This window comes from Paenibacillus sp. GM2FR (assembly GCF_002803325.1).
Taxonomy (GTDB): Bacteria; Bacillota; Bacilli; order Paenibacillales; family Paenibacillaceae; genus Paenibacillus_AQ; species Paenibacillus_AQ lautus.
This window is the reverse complement of the sequence record NZ_MKZM01000008.1, coordinates 700,599-721,712: the sequence shown is the minus strand read 5'-3', so window position 1 is coordinate 721,712 and position 21,114 is coordinate 700,599. Positions and strand designations below refer to the sequence as shown.

Sequence of the window (21,114 nt, the reverse complement as noted above, 5' to 3'; positions counted from 1 at the left end):
AAAAACACGCTCCTTGCGAGCGTGTTTTGTCTTTTGTGGAGACATTCCCTAAGATTCTGCCGATTTAGTTGGAATGATCATCGTAAACACCGTTCCTTCGCCTACTTCACTTGTTGCGTTAATCGTGCCATGATGCGCTGTCACGATATTTTTCACGATGGCAAGGCCTATGCCGGTTCCCACCGTCTCCCCCCGCACACGCGCTTTATCGGCTTTGTAGAATCGCTCAAAAACAAATGGCAGATCTTCAGGCGGAATACCGACGCCTTGGTCGCTAATCTTTACCTGGAGAGCCTCTGTGTTCGATACGGTAATCCGATCTGCAATGATTCGGATCTGCTTGCCTGAAGGCGTATGACGAAAAGCGTTGTCCAGCAGATTGGTCAGCACCTGTTCAAGCTTGTCTTCATCCGCCGCTTCGAGCAGAAGATTCGAGTGAAGTTTGTTGAGCTGAAGATCAATATCTCTCTCCTTGGCGCGTACGGCGAACTTCCGGAATACCCTTTCACACAATCCGCCTGCATCCATCTCCCGCAGGGACATCTCGGCATGCCCCGCCTCCATACGGGTTAAATCAAGCAGATCCTTCACCAGCCGGCCCATACGGAGGGATTCCTCATGAATCACCTGTATCAGCTCCCTGCTCTCTTCCGGTGAAGCCGCCATCCCGTCAAGCAGCGCTTCACTGTAGCCCTGCATCATGGACAGCGGTGTACGGATTTCGTGCGACACGTTGGCGATGAAATCCGTACGCATCTTCTCCAGCGTAACTTGCTCGGTAATATCTCTTAACACAACAACGGCGCCGCGGATCACATCATCCGAATATAAGGGAGCCATATGGGCGGACCATATCCCCTGCTTCACATGCAGGTCAGCGCTTTGGTCCTTTCCTTCGTTCACGGTGGCATAATAAAGCTCGCTGAGCGGTTTCGGCATGACATCGGCCGCCCAGCCTCCGCCCTGCAGCTCATCATCCCACTGCAGACCTTTCCAGGTTTTCATGATTTCCTGCCCTGGCGGGTTCACCAGAATGACCTGACCATGATTATCAAACGTAATCACCGCGTCGCTCATACTTCTCAGCACACTGGACAGATGCTCCTTCTCATGGTTCAAATTGCGGATATTCGTTTCCAGCTCTGCTGCCATATGGTTGAACGTATTGGCCAGCTCGCCAATCTCATCACTGGTCACAAGATTTAAACGGGTGCCATACTTCCCTTTACGAATATCGTTGGCTGCCTCAATGAGCTGCTGCATGGGCTGGGTAATCTTCGTTAACAGAAACAACCCGAAAAAGGTGGTCATCGAAAAACCGATAATGGCCACATAAGTAAATAAACGTTTGATGGCATCCGAATTCGCAAACGTGGTATCGATATAGGGGAGCAAAAATAATCCGAGCGTCAGCAGCACGCACGCGACTAAACAGGTTATCGTAATCCACAGCTTGCCGACGAGTGATCTCCAGAAACTCACGTTACTTTGGTACCTCCAGCTTGTAGCCTACTCCCCATACTGTCGTAATCATCGCTGCGGATTCAGCAGATACCTTATTTAACTTCTCGCGCAGCCGCTTTACATGGGTATCGACTGTGCGAAGATCGCCGAAAAACTCATAATTCCATACGTCCTTAAGCAGTTCTTCGCGGGAGAATACTTTGTCCGGGGACGAAGCCAGGTAGTGCAGAAGCTCATACTCCTTCGGTGTCAAGCTGATTTCATGCCCTCCGGCCGTCACGCGGTGAGCATCATGTTCAATGATCAAATGCGGGAAAACAATGCTGTTGCTTGGGTTCGGTTCCTTGCTCAAATAAGCCGTAGCGGATGATCGGCGCAAAATCGCCTTCACGCGATAAATCACCTCGCGCGGACTGAACGGCTTCACCACATAATCGTCGGCGCCCACTTCAAATCCCTGTACGCGATTGATCTCCTCACCCTTGGCCGTCAGCATGAGAATAGGCGTCGACTTCACCTGACGGAGACGCGTGCATACTTCGACTCCATCCATCCCGGGCAGCATCACATCCAAAATAACGAGCCCGTAATCTTCCGAGCTTGCTTTGCGAAGAGCGGTTTCACCATCCTCCGCCTCTTCGATTTCATACCCTTCCTTCTCCAAATACATTTTTAACAATCGGCGAATCCGTTCTTCATCATCAACAACAAGAATACGATTTCCGTGCTCTGACATTGGCGGCCAACTCCTTCATTTTTATAGGGAAAATCAGAAGCGGCCCTCTTGAATAAGAAAGGGCCCTTCTGATTGATCATTCACTGCTATTCTATTGACAATTAATCGGTTCCCGCATAGGAATGCAAGCCCGCGATAATCAAGTTGACGCCGACCAGCGTAAACATGACCACGATAAAGCCGATAACGGACAGCCAGGATGAGTATTTACCCTGCCAGCCGCGCGACAGCCGGAGATGAAGGTACACGCTGTAGAACAACCATGTAATAAGCGCCCATACTTCCTTTGGATCCCAGCCCCAGAATCGGCCCCATGCAATTTCTGCCCAAATCATGGCGAATATGAGACCTCCCAGTGTAAATACCGGGAATCCAATCGCAATGGCTCGATAACTGATTTCATCCAGATCGTCCGGATCCAATCTATTAAGTGCAGGCTGAATGAATTTTGCCAGCGGTTTGCGCAGGATCAGGCGGAGCAAACCGTACAGGATCAACCCCGTGATCAGCGACCATATCACCGTATTCAGCTTACGTCCCGCATTCACGCCGTGCATCCAGGACGGGGCTTCCATGAGTGGAGATTTCATGCCCAAGAAGGATTGCATGCTCTCCGTCTCGCTCTTATATGGTGCGACAAGCGGTGGCATGTTATATTCCACTTTTACTATTGTACTATTTTCTGTCTTCGGGTCAACCAAAGTCTGGTTAAATTCAGCTTGATATCCACCTGCACGGAAGCTGTATACCGACAATATAAATCCGATCAGCACCACGATGGCAAACATGACGAGCTCAAGCCAGCGCTGTTCCTTGCGTGAGCCCTTGTCCGTTCCGCTAAAGTTAACGGTACGGAGCAGGTGCATCAGGCCGGCAATAAAACCGACCGCAAAAAACGCATCACCCAGCGCCGCCATCGTAACGTGGATACCCAGCCAATATGACTGGAGCGAAGGAATCAGCGGCTGCACCTGCTGCGGGAACACGGCGGCATAGGCCATGATCAGGACTGCCAGCGGCAGCGCAAACAATCCGAGCAGCGATTTTTTGTAGATAAAATAAAGTACGAGGAAGGCAATCATGATTGCCATCGACAAGAAGGACATAAACTCATACATGTTGCTGACCGGCACGTGTCCCGAGCCCGCCCATCTTGTAAAGAAGTACAGCAAGTGTCCGATCAAACCGATCGTTGTCGTAACAAATGCGATTTTGCCCCACTTCGCCAAATGGGCTTCCGGGTCGCGTTTGCGGAACCGGCGTCCCATGACGGCTAGTGCATACATGATAAATGCCACGCAGTATAAGGTAAAGGCCACGATAAATGCGTCGCCGCTAAAATCAATTAGATTCATGCTTAGTCCCCCTGTTATTCTCCAATGACTTTTCATCGACTTCGATATTCATTTGCTTGAGGATCGCGGAGATCTCCTTGCGAAGTCCAAACCAGTTCTTGTTCGTATGCGCGCCAAGTGTCAGCGTTCCGTTATCAATACGCAGCCAAATCCGGCGATGGGTGAAATAAAAGCCCATGACCAGGCCGATCATACCGATAAAACAACCAATCCAAATGAACGGCATGGCTTTATCCACACGAATATTCAGATAAGTCGTAGATTCCGAAAAGTCCACATCGTCCATGCTCAGCACATCCAGTTGTACGAGCGCTTCCCCACCCGCCAGCTGTGCATTGATCGCTTCCTGATTAAAGCGTTCCTTATCAATCTGTTTAGGGAAGTAGAAGTATTGAATGCCTTCCTTCGGCAATTCAGGTCCCTTAATCAGAAATAAGAATGCAGGCGCATTCGGGTTAGGTGACAGGTTTACCGGTTTGCCGTTATCGCCAAGTCCAAAATCGGTAAAGGATTGTGTAAGCGTTAACGTATATTCTCCCGCCTGATACTCTCTTTGAGGATCGTCGATCGACAATGTGATTTTGCCGTATTCCTTCCCGCTCTTACTGTCTATCAGCACCGGCGAAACCGTACGGAGAATCGGGGTCAGATCATAATCGAATTGATAAGCTTTTAACCCTTTGTAATTGAGTGGATGATTCACCTCAATGTTATGGCGTGTCAATTCCACGAGCTGAGGCTCTTTATCGAGATCGTCACAATTGGCCTCGCACATATACAGAATCGCCTGGGTTTGGAATTCCTTCGGCAGTACTTTATTCTTGCCTTTAAATTCCTCAGGCATATCGTCCTCGGTATAAAACTCCACCTTAAAGCCGTCGTTCAATAAATAATAACTCGTGTTCTTGATATGCACAGGCTCATCCTGAGGGAAGGCCATGTGCTCGTCCATATGCAGTCCAGGAAGATTCCGTCCAAGAACAGCAAGCAGGAAAATAATCAGGCCGATATGCAGAACATAGGGGCCCCAGCGGCTGAACCGCTGCTTCTCTGCCAGTAGGGTCCCGCCATCCGTTCGTACGCGGTAGCCCTTCTTCTTAATAATCGGCTTCACCCGTTCAACCCAGTCGGCACCGTCCTCATCAATATGCCCTTGGTATACCACCTTCTGGCGGGTAAGGAAGGACATGTGCTTCGGAACCCGCTGCCTGCTGAGTGCTTTGTACAGCGGCAGGACCCGGTCAAGACTGCAAATGACAAGAGATGCGCCGATCATAACAAGCAGCAGTACGAACCACCATGACGTGTATGTATGAGACAGCCCGAGCAAGTAATAGATATGCCCCAGCTGTCCGTACTCCTCTTTGTAATAGACTGAGGGGTCAATGTTAAGGAATGTGCTTTCCTGCGGAAAGATGGTGCCTAGCGAGGAGCCGATCAGCGTAAGCACTATCAGATATATTGCTACCTTAACCGAAGAAAAGAAATTCCATACCCGATCGATAATACCGGGATTTTCTTTCTGTGATCGGCGAGCAACGCCGTCATACCGCATTTCCAGAATCGGTTGGGCCTCCGCTTCTTCGGTCAGCGGCTTGCCGCAAGCCTCGCAGAGGACCGTCCCCGTTGGATTCTGGTGTCCACAATCACACTTCGTGTTCTGGATCAAAGGCTTGGAACCTTGACTCATTTCGCATTCACCAACTGTTCAATTTGTTTATCAAGGGTGTTCAAATCCAGTTCGCCTATACGAATATGGTCAATCTTGCCAGAGGCCGTAACAAAAAAGGTGGTTGGCATGGGGCCAACCCCGAAGCTGGCAACAGCATTCCGTTTAGGATCCATCAGTATGGGGAACTTCACGCCGGTTTGAGCAACAAAATTCTCAACGGTCATTTTGTTCTCTCCCACATTAATTCCGATGATCTCAACGCCTTGACTGTTCCATTTCTCCCACTGAGCTTGAAGAGCCGGCATTTCCCGCACGCATGGCGGACAGTAGGTGCCCCAGAAATTAATAACCCTGGCCTTACCCTCGTATTCACTCATGGTATGTACGCCGCCATCCATGCCTAGAAGTTCAAAATCCGCTGCCTTTTGACCCACTTTGGGAACCTCATCAGAGCCGAATACAACGGTTGCAACGGCGTACACTCCGACCAGGATAATGGCAAGCAGAATCACAATCTGTACGCTTTTCTTTGATTTGCCCATAAAGCAGCAGCTTCCTTTCTATGACATTCATCATATCGTATACTACGGGTGTGAACATCCTATGAACAATTATAACGAAATTTGTCATAAACGCCGCTCGCCATTTTGAATATTATGTGTCGGGTTTAACGTTTTCTCTTCGGTTTCCCGCCCGGCTTAGCGGCTTTCGCCATCTGCAAAAGCTGGTTGATTTCATCTGCTGTCAAATGGCGGTACAAGCCCCGTTTTAAATTTTGCAGCAGCAGATCCCCATAGGATATCCTCTTCAATCGCGTTACCGGATGGGAAATCGCTTCGAACATCCTTCTGACTTGACGGTTGCGTCCCTCATGAATGGTAATCGATATGACGGATTGTTTATTATCCGGATCCACATCCTTATACTCCACCTCGGCAGGAGACGTCATTCCGTCTTCCAGCATAATCCCTTGACGAAGCTTGTCCAGTTCGGTGCCATGGGGCACCCCTTTCACGGTAGCCAAATACGTTTTGGGCACATGATATTTAGGGTGGCTGAGCAGATTGGCAAACTCGCCGTCATTGGTCAGCAGCAGGAGTCCTTCCGTATCGTAGTCCAAACGTCCAATCGGATATACCCGCTCTTTGATGCCCTTGAGATAATCCGATACAATTTTTCGGCCTTCGGGATCAGAAGCGCTTGTAATGACACCCTTCGGCTTATTCAGCATAATGTATACCTTTTTCTCATTCTTAATCGGTTTGCCTGAAACCGTAATGATATCCTGGGCTGGATCGGCCTTCGTGCCGAGTTCGGTAACGGTCTCTCCGTTTACCTGCACCTTGCCTTCAAGAATCAATTCCTCGCACTTGCGGCGGGAAGCGACTCCGGCCTGTGCCATAATTTTCTGTAATCTCTCCATGTTCGTTAGGTCACCTCATTCCTAATGATAACCATCGACAGGATAAATCACAAGCGCGTTCCATGGAAAATGTGCCCCAGGGCAGGAGTCGGAGTGAGGAAACAAGTATAACGGGGAAATATCATGGAGTCTGGATAGCTCCAAAATGATTTTGCTGGCGGTAAACAGCTGTGTTTTCTGATCCAGCGACATGGACTCGTAGCCGATGTTGAAGTCGCCCTCCAGACAGATGTGAATCTGTCCCGGCTGAACCAGCACGGATGAAGAAGAGACCGAGCCGTCCGAATGGATTTTAAAATCCCAGTTCCGCGGTTCCCGCTCGCACACGGTATGATGAATAACAAAACCCTCGATTTCCATTTCATCACCCCTACTACAATTTGTAATTGCAGCAGTATATGACAAGGTGGAATCAAGGGTATGGGCATACGTCCTGTTACATAGAAAAAACGCTCCGTCTTACTCAGACCGTTCAAACGATCACAATTAACCGAACACCAGCAGGCAGACGGCAATCGCCGCAATAAAACCGATCAAATCGGAGAACAGCCCGACCTTCAGCGCATAGCGGCCATTGCGGATACCCACGGCGCCAAAATAGACGGTCAGTACATATAAGGTCGTGTCCGTGCTTCCCTGTATGGTCGAAGCGATTCGGCCAATCATGGAATCCGGACCGTATGCGCGGATCAGCTCCGTTGTGTAAGCGAGCGAGCCGGTACCCGTCAGCGGCCTAAGAATTCCCAATGGCAAAATCTCGCTCGGTACCCCTAGCGATTGCAGAAAGGGGCCCGTCCAACCCACAAAAAATTCCAGCGCGCCGGAAGACCTGAATACGCTAATGGCAACCATCATGCCGACCAAGTGCGGGATAATCCCAATCGCTGTGGAGAAGCCGTCCTTGGCTCCATCCACAAACGATTCGTATACGGGTACTTTGCGCGTATAAGCATAAAGCGGAATGAATGCGATAATAATGGGAATAGACCAAGCGGATACGAGATTAATCCATGATAGCAACCCTCATCACCCCTTCACATCCGGGTTCAGGCTTGTACCGATTCCCGGCGGCTTCTGGCGGCGTATCGTCCGTCTTCGATACCATCGGTCAGCCATGATGGCGGCCGCCGTTGCAATCGCAGTAGCCAACAGCGTGGTCCCGACGATTTCCGAAGGATTGGCGGACTCATAATTCAGCCTGATTGCAATTAGCGTTGTCGGTATTAGCGTAATGCTGGCCGTGTTGAGTGCAAGCAGCGTACACATCGCCGGAGAAGCTATTTCCTTGTCCGGGTTTAACTTCTGAAGCTCCTGCATCGCTTTGATTCCCATCGGAGTCGCCGCATTGCCCAAACCGAACAAATTGGCGCTCATGTTGGACAATATATACCCCATAGCAGGATGATTCTTCGGTACATCCGGGAACAGGAAGCGGACAACCGGGCCCAGCAGCTTGGCAACCTTCTTCAGCAGGCCCGCATCCTCTGCCAGGCGCATCATGCCAAGCCAGAACACCAGTATACTGATGAGACCGAAGGAGACAGTCACTCCCGTCTGAGCTCCGTCAAATGCGGCTTTTGTAACACTTTCGATGTTCCCGTTCACTGCCGCAAAGCAAACACCGATCAGTATCATCCCCATCCAAATCAAATTGATCATCTCTTCGCCCCCGTTTGCTGCCCCGCTGCGTGAGAATCCACGATCTCTTAAGCGAAGGCTAGTTATGATTTGGCCCTGAACAGATGCCTAAGCACTTCTCCTGCAGACTGCCACAGCGACAACGAACCGATGGGTCCTGATGTGCTTCTGGACTTCTGCAAGATCTCAGGGGCTTCAGGAAGCTTGCTTCCTTCCGCATAGACCGGAACTTTGCCGATGCTGACATTATCGAGCAGAAGTTCAATATGACCCCGCAGTCCGAAAGACAAGTCGGGTGTAGTCGCTTTATGCAGGACCAGTCTCTTCACCAGGCGTGCTTCCTCATCATGCGCAAACGCATACGTAAAAGAACCGCCCGTGACCAGTGGATAGCCCTGGATCTTCTGCCCTTTCTCCATTACCTTTTTCAGTGGAAATTGGGCAAATCCGTAATCCAGCATCTTGGAATGATCATTCCAATCGTTGCCGTCATTCAGCGTGACCGCCGCAATCTGCTGACCGTTTCGGGTGGCGGAGCTCACCAGGCAGCGGAATGCTTTTTTGGTGTAACCGGTTTTGACGCCGTCCGCCCCCTCATAGAAACGAAGCATCTTGTTTTTGTTATCCCATTTGTAGTCCCACGCTTCATTCGGATTGGGCGCTTTCTTGGTCGGGGTTTTAACAATCTCGCTAAAGACAGGGTTCTTGAGGGCATATGCCGTCAGTTTGGCTACATCATTAGCGGAAGAGTAATGTTCATCATGATCCAGACCATGGGGATTCATAAAATGCGAGTTCGTCAAGCCGAGCCCGGCCGCCTTCTCGTTCATCAGCAACACAAAGCCTTCTTCCGTCCCCCCGACATGTTCGGCAATGGCCGTCGCGGCGTCGTTGCCGGATCGCAGCATTAAACCGTACAGCAGATTCTCAAGCGTCATCTCCTCGCCAAGCTTCAGGAAGAGCGAGGAGCCTTCCTTGGCAAAGGCATTTTTGGAGATCTTGACGCGATCGTCCAGCTTGCCGTGTTCAATGGCCACGATAGCTGTCATGATCTTGGTCAGGCTTGCGATTCTTAAACGCTCGTCCCCGTTTTTGCTGTACAGCACCCTACCGGAAGTGACGTCAATCAGTGCAGCTGCCTGCGCATGATTGGTGGGGCCATTCTCATGATCTGCATGCACGGGGACAGCCGTAACCAGCAAGCAGCTTATGGCAATCAACATGGATAACAAAGACTTGAACTTGCAGTTCGACCATTTCATTTTCATCATCTTATCCTCCGGTGTTCAGAAATCTTGTACAAGTATATGTCGTCCGCGCTAAAGGTATGTCCATTTCGTAAGAGAAACGCTGAAAGCCCATAATTTCAATAATCCTAACAGCAAAAATCCCTTCCGTCGTGAACGAAAGGGATTTGCTTGCTCCAATCAGTACGCAGGCGGAGGCGTGGTGCTGTTCGCGTCATTGCTGCCTGATTGAAACATCGACTGGATTTGATCGAGTAAATACGGGGTCGCATCAATAATCCGTTCAAACAGATGGGTTTGATTGTCCAGCGGCACGATGTGCACGCCTTCTTTACCCACGACCAGGAAAGCAATCGGTCGAATGGACACGCCACCGCCGCTGCCGCCACCAAAAGGAAGGGCACTATGATCGTTGTGCGTCCCGTTAGTGGTCGCTTGGTGTGTGGCTCCAGCCTCTACGTTGTAGTCGCTACCGCCGGCTGCAAAACCAAAAGCCACTTTACTGATTGGCAGGATAACGCTGCCGTCAGGCGTATTCACCGGGTCGCCTACAATCGTATTAACGTCCACCATTCCCTTGATGTTTTCCATAGCCGTTTGCATCAAGCCTTGAATAGGGTGTTCTGCCATGATCTAATTCCTCCTTTCACCTTTAACACGCGAACTATAAGTACCAGTCCAGCATACATAGCTTTTCCGCAGGAGATTTTCGCTATGCAGTTAAGCTCTGTGGAAATTTGCGGTGGACCGTTAAAGATCGGCACTACATCGATTCGAGGCAGCTCTTCCATGATCAGGCGATACGATATCCATCCAAGAAGCGTATGCTTTATGCCATGCAGCAGCCCGGTCGCTACCGCCGTATCAGCCGCATGCTCCAAAGCAATTCGGGTGGACCAGCGCACATCCATGAGATGAACGGCCGCCATCGTCTGCCTCACCCATTTTTTGAAACCTTTTGTTGAAAGCACAGCTCGCCCGTAATCCTTAAATTTGATCGTTCTGCTCGAAGCCTTTTCCTCTTTTGAATCGTGTGTATTTCCCTGTTCTCCGTCTCCAGGAACGGTTTCCTTCTTAAACTCGATCCCACCGTTCGCCAGGTGAAAAGGGACTGCATATTTGCGCTTAATCAAGCCGAAGATCATTTTGATTTCCGCTAATGCTTTATATTCATCTTTTTTTAGAACCACATCCAGCTTAATCGTTACCTTGGAGCACAACACAACGACCAGCAATATGATGAGGAGAACGACCAAACCGACCGCCAGAAAGATCCATACCCTCACGAAGTAACCCCCAAGACGTACTTAGTAAAATGTTATCCGCTTGGCTTAGTATGGCAAAAGCACCTCCAAATGATGCGAAACTGTTCTAAGTCCTTGATTTCAAACTTTCGCAAGCGGCATAAAAAAATCCCGGACGGTGGATTCCTCCACGCCCAGGATTCTATTCCAATCTTTCGTGTGTATAATGGCTAACTTTCCTCTACATCATCGAACGTAAGCTGACGACCGTCAAGCTTATCAAACAACAGCTGCGTTTCCTCTTCTAAATTATCGTTATCCTCAAATTGCGACGGCTCCGGCAAATCCTTGATGTTGGCAAGCCCGAAATATTCCAGGAAGGACTTGGTCGTTCCATACAAAATCGGTCTGCCAATCGCCTCGGCGCGTCCGACTTCCTCGATCAATCCTTTGCTTACCAGCGTATGAATAGCCCGTTCGGACTTGACGCCGCGGATGTCTTCAATCTCTACGCGCGTAATCGGTTGCCGATAGGCAACGATGGAGAGTGTTTCGAGTGCGGCTTGCGACAAGGATGAGCGAGAAGGCGAATACGCCAGGCGCTCGAAATACGGAGCGTGCTCGGCCAGCGTCGCGATTTTGTAACTCCCCGCAATCTGTACGATCTGAATCCCCCGCTCATGGCGCTCCCATTCTTCCTTCATATCTTCAAGCGCTTCGCCAACCAGGCCATCCGACTGCTCGGTAATCTCAGCAATTTGCCTAACCGACAAGCCCTCTTCTCCCGACAGGAACAGAAGCCCCTCAATAATCGATTTCAGCTTCGGATAATCCATCAATGCGTCCTTCCCCTCTCCACTCCATGACGATATCTTCAAACAACTTCTCTTGGTAGCACAAAATTTGCTTCATTTTCATCAGCTCCAAAATGGCCAGGAAGGTGACTACGATTTCATGCCGTACCATCTCTTCGTGAAGCAGCTTGGAGAACAGGATCCTGCCTCCCGGCCCAACCTCCTCCAGGGCATCCATGACCTGACGGATCCGGTCCTTTACCGATATTTCATCCCGCTGAATGCGGGCATACGATGTGCGTTTGACTGCTTTGTTTAACGCTTTTTGAAAAGCAGCGATCAAATCCGAAATATGTAATCCCTGCACCGGGTTCTCTTCCACTTCCGGCATGTAAGGCGTGAGATCTTCGGCTTCCTTGGAATAAATCAGACTGCGTTCCCATTCCTTCTCATGCAAATGGCGGGCGATGCCTTTGTACTTGCGGTATTCGATCAGCTTGGCAATGAGCTCTGCTCTCGGATCCATGTCATCCTCTTCATAAAAATCAAACTCGTCCATCTCGATAACCGGAGGCTTCGGAAGCAATAACTTGCTCTTTATAGACAGCAGCGTTGCAGCCATGACCAGAAATTCGCTCGTAATTTCCAGCTCCAGCTCCTGCATGTTGTGCAAATAGGCCATGTATTGTTCGGTAATCTCGCTGACGGGAATATCCTGGATGTCGATTTCCGCTTTATCAATCAAATGCAGCAGCAGATCGAGCGGTCCTTCAAACGTTTCCAGCTTATATAATACGGTCACGGTGAATCCTCCCGCCAAAAAAATAAAATGCAGTGCTCCAAAAAAAGAGCACTACATTAAATAAGCACTATTTTAGGCTTTTCGTCAAGTTCGCCATTTCGATGGCTGCCATGGCAGAATCCCAGCCTTTATTGCCGGCCTTCGTTCCTGCACGTTCCACGGCTTGTTCGATATTCTCCGTCGTAACGACACCGAAAATCGTTGGTACACCGGTCTTCAGGTTAATTGCGGATACCCCCTTGGCCACTTCGTTGCACACATAATCATAATGCGTGGTGGAGCCGCGAATGACGGTTCCCAAGGTGATGATGGCATCGTATTTGCCGCTTTCTGCCATTTTTTGGGCAATGAGCGGGATTTCAAACGCACCCGGCACCCATGCGACATCGACTTCGTTCTCCTGTGCGCCGTGACGCTTCAATGCGTCCAGTGCGCCGCTCAGCAGCTTGCTCGTGATGAATTCGTTGAACCGACCTACGACGATACCGTACTTTAGACCCTCGGATACTAATTTACCTTCAAATATTGTTGCCATTGTTGGATGACTTCCTTTCGGTTTGGAGTTTATATAAGGTCTTGCAGTGATCATAGTAATTGCTGTGCATTTCAGTCGCTGCCGAATCAAACCGTTCTTCCGATCGCTGTTACTCCTGATTTCATGATCTATTTTCTGGAGGAAAGAAATCAGGAGTTAAAGGCGACCGCTACCGCTTCTCCAGCAGCATTCCGTCCTCTTTGCTGGGTCATTCCATGAGGCAAACCTCACCACATGATTGACCTTTTATTATTGGGTGATTAGTTGGTGCTCTCGTTTTGCTCGATATCGCTGAATTTCAGCATATGACCGAGCTTGGCTTGCTTGGTATGCAGGTAGCCCGTGTTATCCTCGTTCTCCGGCATCTGGATCGGAACGCGCTCCACAACCTCAAGACCATAACCTTCAAGGCCTTTGATTTTGCGCGGATTGTTTGTCAGCAATCGGATCTTTCTGATCCCCAGATCCTTCAGGATCTGGGCTCCGATGCCGTAATCACGCAGATCCGCCGCAAAACCGAGCTTCAGGTTGGCGTCCACGGTGTCGAGTCCCTCTTCCTGGAGCTTGTAGGCTTTCAGTTTGTTGATTAAGCCGATGCCCCGCCCCTCCTGGCGCATGTAGAGAAGAACGCCTCTACCCGCTTCATCGATTTGGCGGAGTGCCGCCTCGAATTGGGGACCGCAATCGCAGCGATGGGAGTGAAACACGTCTCCTGTCAGGCACTCGGAATGCACGCGCACGAGCACAGGCTCATTTCCATCGATCTCCCCTTTTACCACGGCTACATGCTCTTTATTGTCCACGTCGTTGGTGTAGGCAACGGCCTGAAACACGCCAAAGTCGGTCGGCATCCGCACAGCTACCTCTCGCTGGACAAGCTTTTCTTTGTCATTGCGGTAATGAATCAGATCCTTGATGCTAATCAGCTTCAGATCATGCTTCTTCGCAATCTCCACGAGATCCGGCAGCCTGGCCATTGTGCCGTCTTCCTTGATCACTTCACAGATGACGCCGGCCGGATAGGAGCCGCTCAATCTAGCAAGATCGACAGCCGCTTCCGTATGTCCTGCCCGGCGCAGGACGCCTCCATCTTTTGCGATCAGCGGGAACATATGACCGGGTCTTCGGAAATCTGAGCCAGATGCACTCGAATCCAGTATACCTTTGACGGTTATGGACCGTTCATAGGCAGATATGCCTGTTGTGGTGTCCTTATGATCAATGGAAACCGTAAAGGCCGTTCCATGATAATCCGTATTTTGGGCAACCATCGGTTTGAGGTCGAGCTCCTGAGCTCTGGTCTGCGTCATGGGCAAACATACCAAACCTCGGCCTTCGGTGATCATAAAATTAATGACCTCCGGGGTTGCCTTATCTGCTAATGCGATAAAATCGCCCTCATTCTCACGGTCTTCATCATCTACGACAATGACGACCTTGCCTTCCTTCAAATCGGTTAACGCCTCTTCGATTGTATGAAATGAAAAGCGCTCATCCATCGCTACTCCTCCTTCTTCTCATGGAGACCATATAAAGCACCCGGTTTAGGCAAATCCATGCTCCGCAAGATAATCCCTGCTGATTCCCGGTTTTGTCCCGCCTTGATTCCCTGCTCCTTGTGAGCCGTAATGCAGCAGGTGATCTACATATTTCCCTAAAATGTCGCATTCGATATTAATCGTATCGCCTGCTTTTTTATAAGCCAGCACCGTCTCCGCCAGCGTGTGGGGGATGATGGATACCGTAAAGGAGGAATCTGTTGTTTTGACAACGGTCAAGCTGATTCCATCCAGTGTGACGGAGCCTTTCGGAATGATATATTTGAATACGTCCCCATTCGCAGGCGCGATCTCGTATACCACGGCATTCTGATCTGCCTGTACGCTCCGTATGACGCCCACGCCATCCACATGCCCCTGAACGATATGGCCTCCAAATCTACCTCCGGCCGCCATCGCCCGTTCCAGATTTACCTTTCCGCCTGGCTGCAGCTCCTTAAGATTGGTATTTCTATAGGTTTCCGGCATCACGTCTACCGTAAATATACCTTTGTCAATGGATGTAGCTGTCAAACAGACGCCGTTAACGGATACGCTGTCCCCCAGCTTTAAATCATCCATGATCCGGCTAGCGGAAATACTGAGCAGCATGGCTTCGCCTTTCCGTCCGATACGCCTCATCTCGCCGATCTCCTCAACCAATCCAGTAAACACAGGCTTCCCTCCTTTCTTTCTCCTTATTTCCAGACCGGAATCCCGGAGACGTAAATATTGTCGCCCAGTCTTTCCGTCTCAAGTCCTGTCAGCATAATCGCTTGATCCATCTGTTCGTATCCACTGAACATGTAATTTCCAGGCGCATCATACCCTCCGATAATCTTAGGGGCGATAAACTGGATGAGCCGATCCACCAGCTTCTGTTCCAACATCGAGCCATTCAGCGTGCCGCCACCTTCCAGCAAAATGGAGGCAATCCCCATCTGTCCCAGCTTCGCCATCGCAGCCTTCAGATCCACACGCGGTCCTGGCCCGCAGGGGATAACCTGGGCTCCCAGCTCTTCCAGCCCGGTCCGCTTCGTCTCATCCGCCTGCTCCGTCGTCAAAATCCACGTCGGCGCCAATCCGTCTGTCACGACCTGGCTGTCGAGCGGGATTCGCAAGCTGGAATCCACAATGATCCTAACCGGATCCAGCCCTTCCACGCCAAGTCTCGTCGTCAGACTCGGATTATCAGCGATAACTGTAGACACGCCTACCATGATGCCTTGATGGCGATGACGCAGCGTATGCACAAGTGCTCTTGATTCTTCATTGGATATCCACTTGCTATCGCCGGTTTTCGAAGCGATTTTGCCGTCCAGCGTGCTGGCCGTCTTTAACGTTACGAAGGGCTGACCCGTCGTAATGAACTTAATGAAGGTTTCGTTCAAGCGAAGAGCACGCTCCTTAAGGACACCGGTCTCAACCCGGATTCCCGCTGCACGCAGCATTTGAATCCCTTTGCCCGCAACCAGAGGATTGGGGTCCTCGCAAGCAACAACCACTCGCTGAACACCCTCGGCAATCAGCCTCTCGCTGCAAGGCGGCGTTGTACCGTAGTGACTGCAGGGTTCCAGTGTCACGTACACCGTACTGCCCGCCGCTTTGCTGCCAGCCATATTCAGGGCATGAACCTCAGCATGCGGTGTTCCACGCTCCAAATGCGTTCCTACCCCTGCAAGCGCGCCATCCTTAACTATGACACAGCCGACAACCGGATTAATCCCGGTTTGACCCTGAGCACGTTCAGCAAGGTCCAGCGCAAGTGACATATAGAATTCATCGTTGACGATATCCATGCTAAACATGCTCCTTTCCCAACGTTCACATAAAAAAGCCCTGCCAAAGATTCGGGGGAATCCTTAACAGAGCTTGATGGAAGTTAATAATCGACACGCTAAATAACCGTCATGAATGCAGGTTTTGCTTATAACAAACAACTCAAATCCGTTACCGGCGACATCCAATCATCGCAAGTACAGGCTTGAACCGCATGTGAAAACCTGCACATAACGCATATCACGTTGTGCGCATAGACACAAATAGCACATATTGCTTATGTGTCTTTCACTCCTTCTCCCATCCAGACTATACTGTCGGTCCCGGAATTTCACCAGGTCCACCGCATACGGTGTGCAACAACACACGCATATCCGGGTCACGGACTAAGACGCAGCCATCTGCTTTCTAAAGCTTAATCACTGCGTTCATCACCGCCGGTAGGGAATTTCACCCTGCCCCGAAGGATTAAACATATGAAATTGTTTGATCTTATGAAGAATCTTATCACCACCTTTTGAAAATTGCAAGAAAAAACAACTAACTTTTTTAAAGTTTATAACTTAATACCAATATGTGTATTGGAAGTAGAAGGAGAATTCTCCTCCAAGGGAGAACAGTTTAAGTTGGGCAAACACGGGAGCAAGATAAAGTTAAAAAAGGAGCGCGCTACGATGAAAACTTCGCTGGACATTGTCGTCCGTCCTACGGAAATCGACGTCAACGGACATGTAAATAACGCCAAATACCTGGAATATCTGGAGTGGGGCCGTGAGGAATGGTACGAAGCAGGAGACCTTCAATATGATATGTTGAAACGGCTCGGGATCCAGACCGTTACCGTCAATATCAATATCAATTACCGCAAGGAGTGCGGCCAAGGCGAAAGGCTAACCGTCGTGACCGAACCGAAATCTATCGGTCGTTCGAGTTATGTGCTGATTCAGACGATTTACAACGAACAGGGAGAGCTTTGCGCGGATGCTGCCGTTACCAGTGTGGCAATGGATGTACTTACTCGTAAAAGCAGGCCTGTTCCGGAAGAGCTCCGCCATTTATTCCCTGACCCTGCGTAATCCCTCCCCGAATAATCAAACAGGCTCACCCTTAAGGGTGAGCCTGTCCTGAACAGAAGCTGATTGTTATGCTTCGTATACTTCTACTTTTTCCATTTTGTCGCGGCCTTTGAATGCATCCACGTACTCCATGCCCTCTACAACTTTACCGAACACCGTATGTTGTCCGTCCAAATGCGGCTGCGGCTCGTAGCAAACATAGAACTGGCTTCCGCCCGTGTTGCGGCCGGCATGCGCCATGGCCAAGCTTCCACGCTCATGCTTGTTAGGGTTGATCTCGCAGTTAATTGTATAGCCAGGACCGCCGGTTCCCGTTCCCTGTGGGCAACCGCCTTGCGCCACGAACCCAGGGATTACGCGGTGGAACACAAGACCGTTATAAAAACCGGAGTTTGCCAATTTCTCAAAATTAGCTACCGTGTTCGGTGCATCATTCTCAAACAGGTCAAGCACAACCTCTTTGCCGTTCTCTAATGTGATCTTCGCTTTTTTAGCCATATGTGTTATCTCCTTCCGTTATTAGAACGCTTCAATCGATTTTTTTACAATGCATTGTATAGTTTACTATGAATTGAGCCCCGAAGCAAAGCGATCTTGTCCCCCGTTCACACATTCCATATCAAGTCCTGGGCAAGCCAAAGAGCCCTGACCGCTGCCGGAGGCAGTGGCGGGCCCTCTTGGATATTAGAGGCGTAAAACATCCGTTTAGCTCGTTACAGTTTCTTTCGTTACACTTGCCGGCACGACATCATGGCTGACGATGTCCGCAAGCGACTCACGGCGTACGACCAGATTGCTTTGTCCGTCCTTCACGAATACGACCGCAGGTTTACGGATCCGGTTGTAGTTGCTAGCCATGGAATAGTTGTATGCCCCTGTGCAGGATACGGCCAGCAAATCGCCTGTTGCTACCTTCGGAAGCTCCAGGTCCCAGATCAGCATATCTCCGCTCTCACAGCACTTGCCGGCAATGGATACCGTTTCTTCCGGCTTCTCATTAGCCCGGTTCGCGAGCAACGCTTCATATTTCGACTCGTACAGCGCCGGACGCGGGTTATCCGTCATTCCGCCGTCTACGGCAACGTATTTACGTACTCCGGGAATATCCTTGCTTGTTCCTACCGTGTAAAGGGTGGTGCCTGCGTCACCAACAATGCTCCGGCCCGGTTCCACCCATATTTCAGGAAGTTCGGAACCAAGGCCCGCAAAGTGGGTCTTCACGGCATCCGTGATCGCTTTTACATACTGGGATACTTGAAGCGGCGTATCTCCATCCACGTAACGGATACCGAAACCACCGCCCAGGTTCACAACATTGAAGACAACCCCCAAGCCTTCTTTAACGGAAGCCGCGAATTCAGCTACGCGCTGAACGGCCATCTGAAAGCCTTCCACCTCAAAAATCTGGGAGCCGATATGGGAATGAATGCCCATCAGATGAATATTCGCTTGAGCTTCGGCAAGCTTCACCGCTTCATAAGCTGAGCCGTTGCCGATATCGAAGCCAAATTTCGAATCCGTTTGGCCTGTTGAGATATACTCATGCGTATGAGCCTCAACACCCGGTGTCACGCGAAGCAAAATGTTGACCTTCCGGTTCTTCTCGGCAGCAATCGCTTGCAGCATATGAAGTTCAACTACGTTATCGACAACAAAACAGCCGATTTCCGCATCCAGCGCCATCTCAATCTCTTCCGGCGTTTTATTATTTCCGTGGAAATGAATCCGTTCCGCCGGGAATCCGGCCTCAAGTGCGGTGTACAGCTCTCCGTCGGAAACGACGTCAAGCGACATCCCTTCCTGGCCAGCCAATTGGCACATGGCCATCACGCAAAACGCCTTACTTGCATACGCGACTTGGAACTTCAAGCCGGACGCCTTGAAGGCCTCGATGTATTCCCGGCAGCGATTACGAACCGACTGCTCGTCTACAATATATAGAGGTGTTCCATATTGAGCTTTCAAATCGGATGTGTCACACCCGCCGATTTCCAAATGCCCCTGATCGTTAATCTTGCTTGTACCGTGTAAAAACATGCTTACAATTCCTCCGATCCATTGATTCAAAAATAGGGTAATCGAATAATTGTTCACAGTATAGCAGACAACGGAAGGTAATCAAAATGGATTTTTCAACACAACATTTGTGTTATTGTTAATGCTCGCCTCTCGGATTCATTTCAGAACCCATTTTCGTGTTGTCACGCGTTTTGTTGATAGACGGGCGTCTTCTTGACATGAGCAGCGGTTTACGGAATAAAATTTCACCCATCGCTTTTGCACTAAATGGTATAAACGGCCACAAATAAGACGAGTTATAGGAACGATGGGTCGTCAGGAGCAGAATCAGAAGCGTCGTCCCGATGACAAAGCCCTTCACCGCGAACAGGGCTGTTGCAAGCAGAAGGAGCAGCCTGACCATCCGGTTTGCAAGTCCCAGCTCATAACTCGGAGTAGCGTACATCCCGATGGACGCAACCGCCATATACAGGACAACCTCGTTGACAAACAATCCGGTCTTAACCGCGATGTCGCCGATCAAGATCGCAGCGATCAACCCCATCGCCGACGCTAGCGGTGTCGGCGTATGCACGGCAGCCAAACGGAGCAAATCCACACCGAATTCAACGATCATAAACTGCAGGATAATCGGAATTTTAGCGTTCTCCTGCGGACCGATGATATCGAGACCCGGCGGCTTCAGCTCAGGATGAACAACCAGCAGCATCCACAGCGGGAGCAGGAACATGGATGCAAAAATGCCTATAAAACGTATCCAGCGGAGATAAGTCCCCATAAACGGGGTCTGGCGATTCTCCTCGGCATGCATACAGAGATCCAAAAACGTGGTTGGCATAATCATTACGCTCGGTGAAGTATCTACCATGACAACAATTCGGCCTTCGAGCAGATGCGAGGATACTACATCCGGCCGTTCCGAATATCTGACCAGCGGAAAAGGGTGCCAACCTTTGTTCACAATCGCTTCTTCGAGCTGCTTATCTCCGATAGGAAGCCCCTCTAAATCCACTTCCTGTATTTTCCTGCGAATCGCCTCAACCTGAGTTCGGTCCACGATGTCATCAATGAAAAGCAGGCACACATCCGTTCTCGTCCGCCTTCCGACCTTCATGACCTCGACGTGCAGTCCCGGATCACGAACCCGTCTTCGCACCAGGTTCACGTTGGTAACGAGTGTCTCCGTAAAACCATCCCTTGCGCCGCGAACGACGCGTTCCACCGCAGGCTCTTCGAGCCCGCGCACAGGATATTTACGGGTATCCAACAAGATGGCGGAATGTGCATCCTCAATAAACAGCGCACATATCCCGGAGAGCACTTCGTTAATCACTTTGCTGAGTCTTGTATCCCGCTCCACTTGGACATGGGGAATATAGCGGGTCATCATCTCGGTAAGTGCCTGGTTGCTCACATCCTGCGGTGTCAGGTACGTCAGCCTTGTCAATATATCCGTCACGATGGCATCATTCGTGAAGCCGTTTAAGAAGAGAAGCCCCGCATTTCTGCCGGCAAAGTTCATTTCACGGAATACCACATCAAAAGAAACCCCAAGACCGATAACTTCCTTAAGCACTTTTTTCAGATCACTCAGCTTCGCGGGAACATGGTCCGTTTGCTGCCAGTAGATGACGGATTCCTCAGTGCTGTTGGAGGTTTCGGCCTCCCTCTTCTCCTTCAGCTCTTGTTCCTCCAACGCTTTGATCTCCGACGGGGGAATGATCGGAATATCGGTTTCCAGTTCGCCGCTATGTGTTGTTTTCTCGTCCATAACCTACCTCCTAGCCATAAC

The 21,114-nt window shown here is 50.2% G+C and carries 22 protein-coding genes and 1 riboswitch; of the genes, 1 reads left to right on the top strand and 21 read right to left on the bottom strand.

Annotated elements, in window-relative coordinates:
- Positions 1–48 precede the first annotated feature (48 nt).
- The 18 genes from PAEVO_RS03485 to ribD all read right to left on the bottom strand — a co-directional run bounded on the left by PAEVO_RS03485 (position 49) and on the right by ribD (position 16,247).
- Positions 49–1,482, bottom strand: a complete 1,434-nt coding sequence (locus PAEVO_RS03485) for an ATP-binding protein (RefSeq protein WP_100536291.1) — start codon at positions 1,480–1,482, stop codon at positions 49–51.
- Position 1,483: 1 nt separating this feature from the next.
- A complete protein-coding gene (locus PAEVO_RS03480; protein WP_009595176.1) occupies positions 1,484–2,200 on the bottom strand; it encodes a response regulator transcription factor in 717 nt (238 codons plus the stop codon).
- A 101-nt stretch (positions 2,201–2,301) separates the two neighbouring features.
- Positions 2,302–3,555, bottom strand: a complete 1,254-nt coding sequence (ccsB, locus tag PAEVO_RS03475; RefSeq protein ID WP_100536290.1) for a c-type cytochrome biogenesis protein CcsB — start codon at positions 3,553–3,555, stop codon at positions 2,302–2,304.
- Positions 3,542–5,245 carry a cytochrome c biogenesis protein ResB gene (gene resB / locus PAEVO_RS03470; protein WP_100536289.1) on the bottom strand — a complete coding sequence of 568 codons (1,704 nt, stop codon included), beginning with the start codon at positions 5,243–5,245 and terminating at the stop codon, positions 3,542–3,544. The genes ccsB and resB overlap by 14 nt, the downstream gene beginning before the upstream one ends.
- Complete coding sequence (locus PAEVO_RS03465) at positions 5,242–5,769, bottom strand: redoxin domain-containing protein (protein WP_100536288.1); 528 nt, start codon at positions 5,767–5,769, stop codon at positions 5,242–5,244. The genes resB and PAEVO_RS03465 overlap by 4 nt, the downstream gene beginning before the upstream one ends.
- Before the next feature lie 125 nt (positions 5,770–5,894).
- The gene (locus PAEVO_RS03460; RefSeq protein WP_071223906.1) at positions 5,895–6,650 is read right to left on the bottom strand and encodes a pseudouridine synthase; all 756 of its coding nucleotides are present in this window, start codon (positions 6,648–6,650) and stop codon (positions 5,895–5,897) included.
- Positions 6,651–6,671: 21 nt separating this feature from the next.
- Positions 6,672–7,010 (bottom strand): N-acetylmuramoyl-L-alanine amidase, encoded by a 339-nt coding sequence (locus PAEVO_RS03455; protein ID WP_100536287.1) that lies wholly within the window; start codon positions 7,008–7,010, stop codon positions 6,672–6,674.
- Between the two features lie 126 nt (positions 7,011–7,136).
- Positions 7,137–7,670: a spore maturation protein gene (locus PAEVO_RS03450; protein WP_076320934.1), complete on the bottom strand. Its 534-nt coding sequence runs from the start codon at positions 7,668–7,670 to the stop codon at positions 7,137–7,139.
- A 6-nt stretch (positions 7,671–7,676) separates the two neighbouring features.
- On the bottom strand, positions 7,677–8,309 hold the full coding sequence (locus PAEVO_RS03445; RefSeq protein WP_100536286.1) for a nucleoside recognition domain-containing protein: 633 nt from the start codon (positions 8,307–8,309) through the stop codon (positions 7,677–7,679).
- A gap of 62 nt (positions 8,310–8,371) precedes the next feature.
- Positions 8,372–9,559 carry a D-alanyl-D-alanine carboxypeptidase family protein gene (locus tag PAEVO_RS03440; protein WP_100536285.1) on the bottom strand — a complete coding sequence of 396 codons (1,188 nt, stop codon included), beginning with the start codon at positions 9,557–9,559 and terminating at the stop codon, positions 8,372–8,374.
- A 156-nt stretch (positions 9,560–9,715) separates the two neighbouring features.
- On the bottom strand, positions 9,716–10,165 hold the full coding sequence (gene ytfJ, locus PAEVO_RS03435; protein ID WP_100536284.1) for a GerW family sporulation protein: 450 nt from the start codon (positions 10,163–10,165) through the stop codon (positions 9,716–9,718).
- Complete coding sequence (locus tag PAEVO_RS03430) at positions 10,138–10,821, bottom strand: DUF2953 domain-containing protein (protein WP_100536283.1); 684 nt, start codon at positions 10,819–10,821, stop codon at positions 10,138–10,140. Before PAEVO_RS03430 ends, ytfJ begins: the two co-directional genes overlap by 28 nt.
- Before the next feature lie 188 nt (positions 10,822–11,009).
- The gene (gene scpB, locus PAEVO_RS03425) at positions 11,010–11,615 is read right to left on the bottom strand and encodes an SMC-Scp complex subunit ScpB (protein WP_100536282.1); all 606 of its coding nucleotides are present in this window, start codon (positions 11,613–11,615) and stop codon (positions 11,010–11,012) included.
- Positions 11,584–12,375, bottom strand: a complete 792-nt coding sequence (locus tag PAEVO_RS03420; protein ID WP_100536281.1) for a segregation and condensation protein A — start codon at positions 12,373–12,375, stop codon at positions 11,584–11,586. Before PAEVO_RS03420 ends, scpB begins: the two co-directional genes overlap by 32 nt.
- 67 nt (positions 12,376–12,442) lie before the next feature.
- The gene (gene ribH, locus PAEVO_RS03415; RefSeq protein WP_006209422.1) at positions 12,443–12,910 is read right to left on the bottom strand and encodes a 6,7-dimethyl-8-ribityllumazine synthase; all 468 of its coding nucleotides are present in this window, start codon (positions 12,908–12,910) and stop codon (positions 12,443–12,445) included.
- Positions 12,911–13,170: 260 nt separating this feature from the next.
- Entirely contained in the window at positions 13,171–14,409 is a 1,239-nt protein-coding gene (locus tag PAEVO_RS03410; protein WP_100536280.1) for a bifunctional 3,4-dihydroxy-2-butanone-4-phosphate synthase/GTP cyclohydrolase II, read from the bottom strand.
- Between the two features lie 45 nt (positions 14,410–14,454).
- Entirely contained in the window at positions 14,455–15,123 is a 669-nt protein-coding gene (gene ribE / locus PAEVO_RS03405; protein ID WP_100536279.1) for a riboflavin synthase, read from the bottom strand.
- Positions 15,124–15,146: 23 nt separating this feature from the next.
- The gene (gene ribD, locus PAEVO_RS03400) at positions 15,147–16,247 is read right to left on the bottom strand and encodes a bifunctional diaminohydroxyphosphoribosylaminopyrimidine deaminase/5-amino-6-(5-phosphoribosylamino)uracil reductase RibD (RefSeq protein ID WP_100536278.1); all 1,101 of its coding nucleotides are present in this window, start codon (positions 16,245–16,247) and stop codon (positions 15,147–15,149) included.
- A 268-nt stretch (positions 16,248–16,515) separates the two neighbouring features.
- A riboswitch (FMN riboswitch) is annotated at positions 16,516–16,699 on the bottom strand.
- 202 nt (positions 16,700–16,901) lie between these two features.
- On the opposite strand from ribD, the gene PAEVO_RS03395 reads away from it, so the two are divergent.
- Complete coding sequence (locus PAEVO_RS03395; protein ID WP_100536277.1) at positions 16,902–17,303, top strand: acyl-CoA thioesterase; 402 nt, start codon at positions 16,902–16,904, stop codon at positions 17,301–17,303.
- A gap of 66 nt (positions 17,304–17,369) precedes the next feature.
- Here PAEVO_RS03395 and PAEVO_RS03390 read toward each other — a convergent pair whose 3' ends face one another.
- From PAEVO_RS03390 to PAEVO_RS03380, 3 genes are all read right to left on the bottom strand, one after another.
- Positions 17,370–17,801 (bottom strand): peptidylprolyl isomerase, encoded by a 432-nt coding sequence (locus PAEVO_RS03390; protein ID WP_009595227.1) that lies wholly within the window; start codon positions 17,799–17,801, stop codon positions 17,370–17,372.
- A gap of 207 nt (positions 17,802–18,008) precedes the next feature.
- On the bottom strand, positions 18,009–19,340 hold the full coding sequence (gene lysA / locus PAEVO_RS03385; RefSeq protein ID WP_100536276.1) for a diaminopimelate decarboxylase: 1,332 nt from the start codon (positions 19,338–19,340) through the stop codon (positions 18,009–18,011).
- A 118-nt stretch (positions 19,341–19,458) separates the two neighbouring features.
- The gene (locus PAEVO_RS03380; RefSeq protein WP_100536275.1) at positions 19,459–21,093 is read right to left on the bottom strand and encodes a spore germination protein; all 1,635 of its coding nucleotides are present in this window, start codon (positions 21,091–21,093) and stop codon (positions 19,459–19,461) included.
- Positions 21,094–21,114 lie beyond the last annotated feature (21 nt).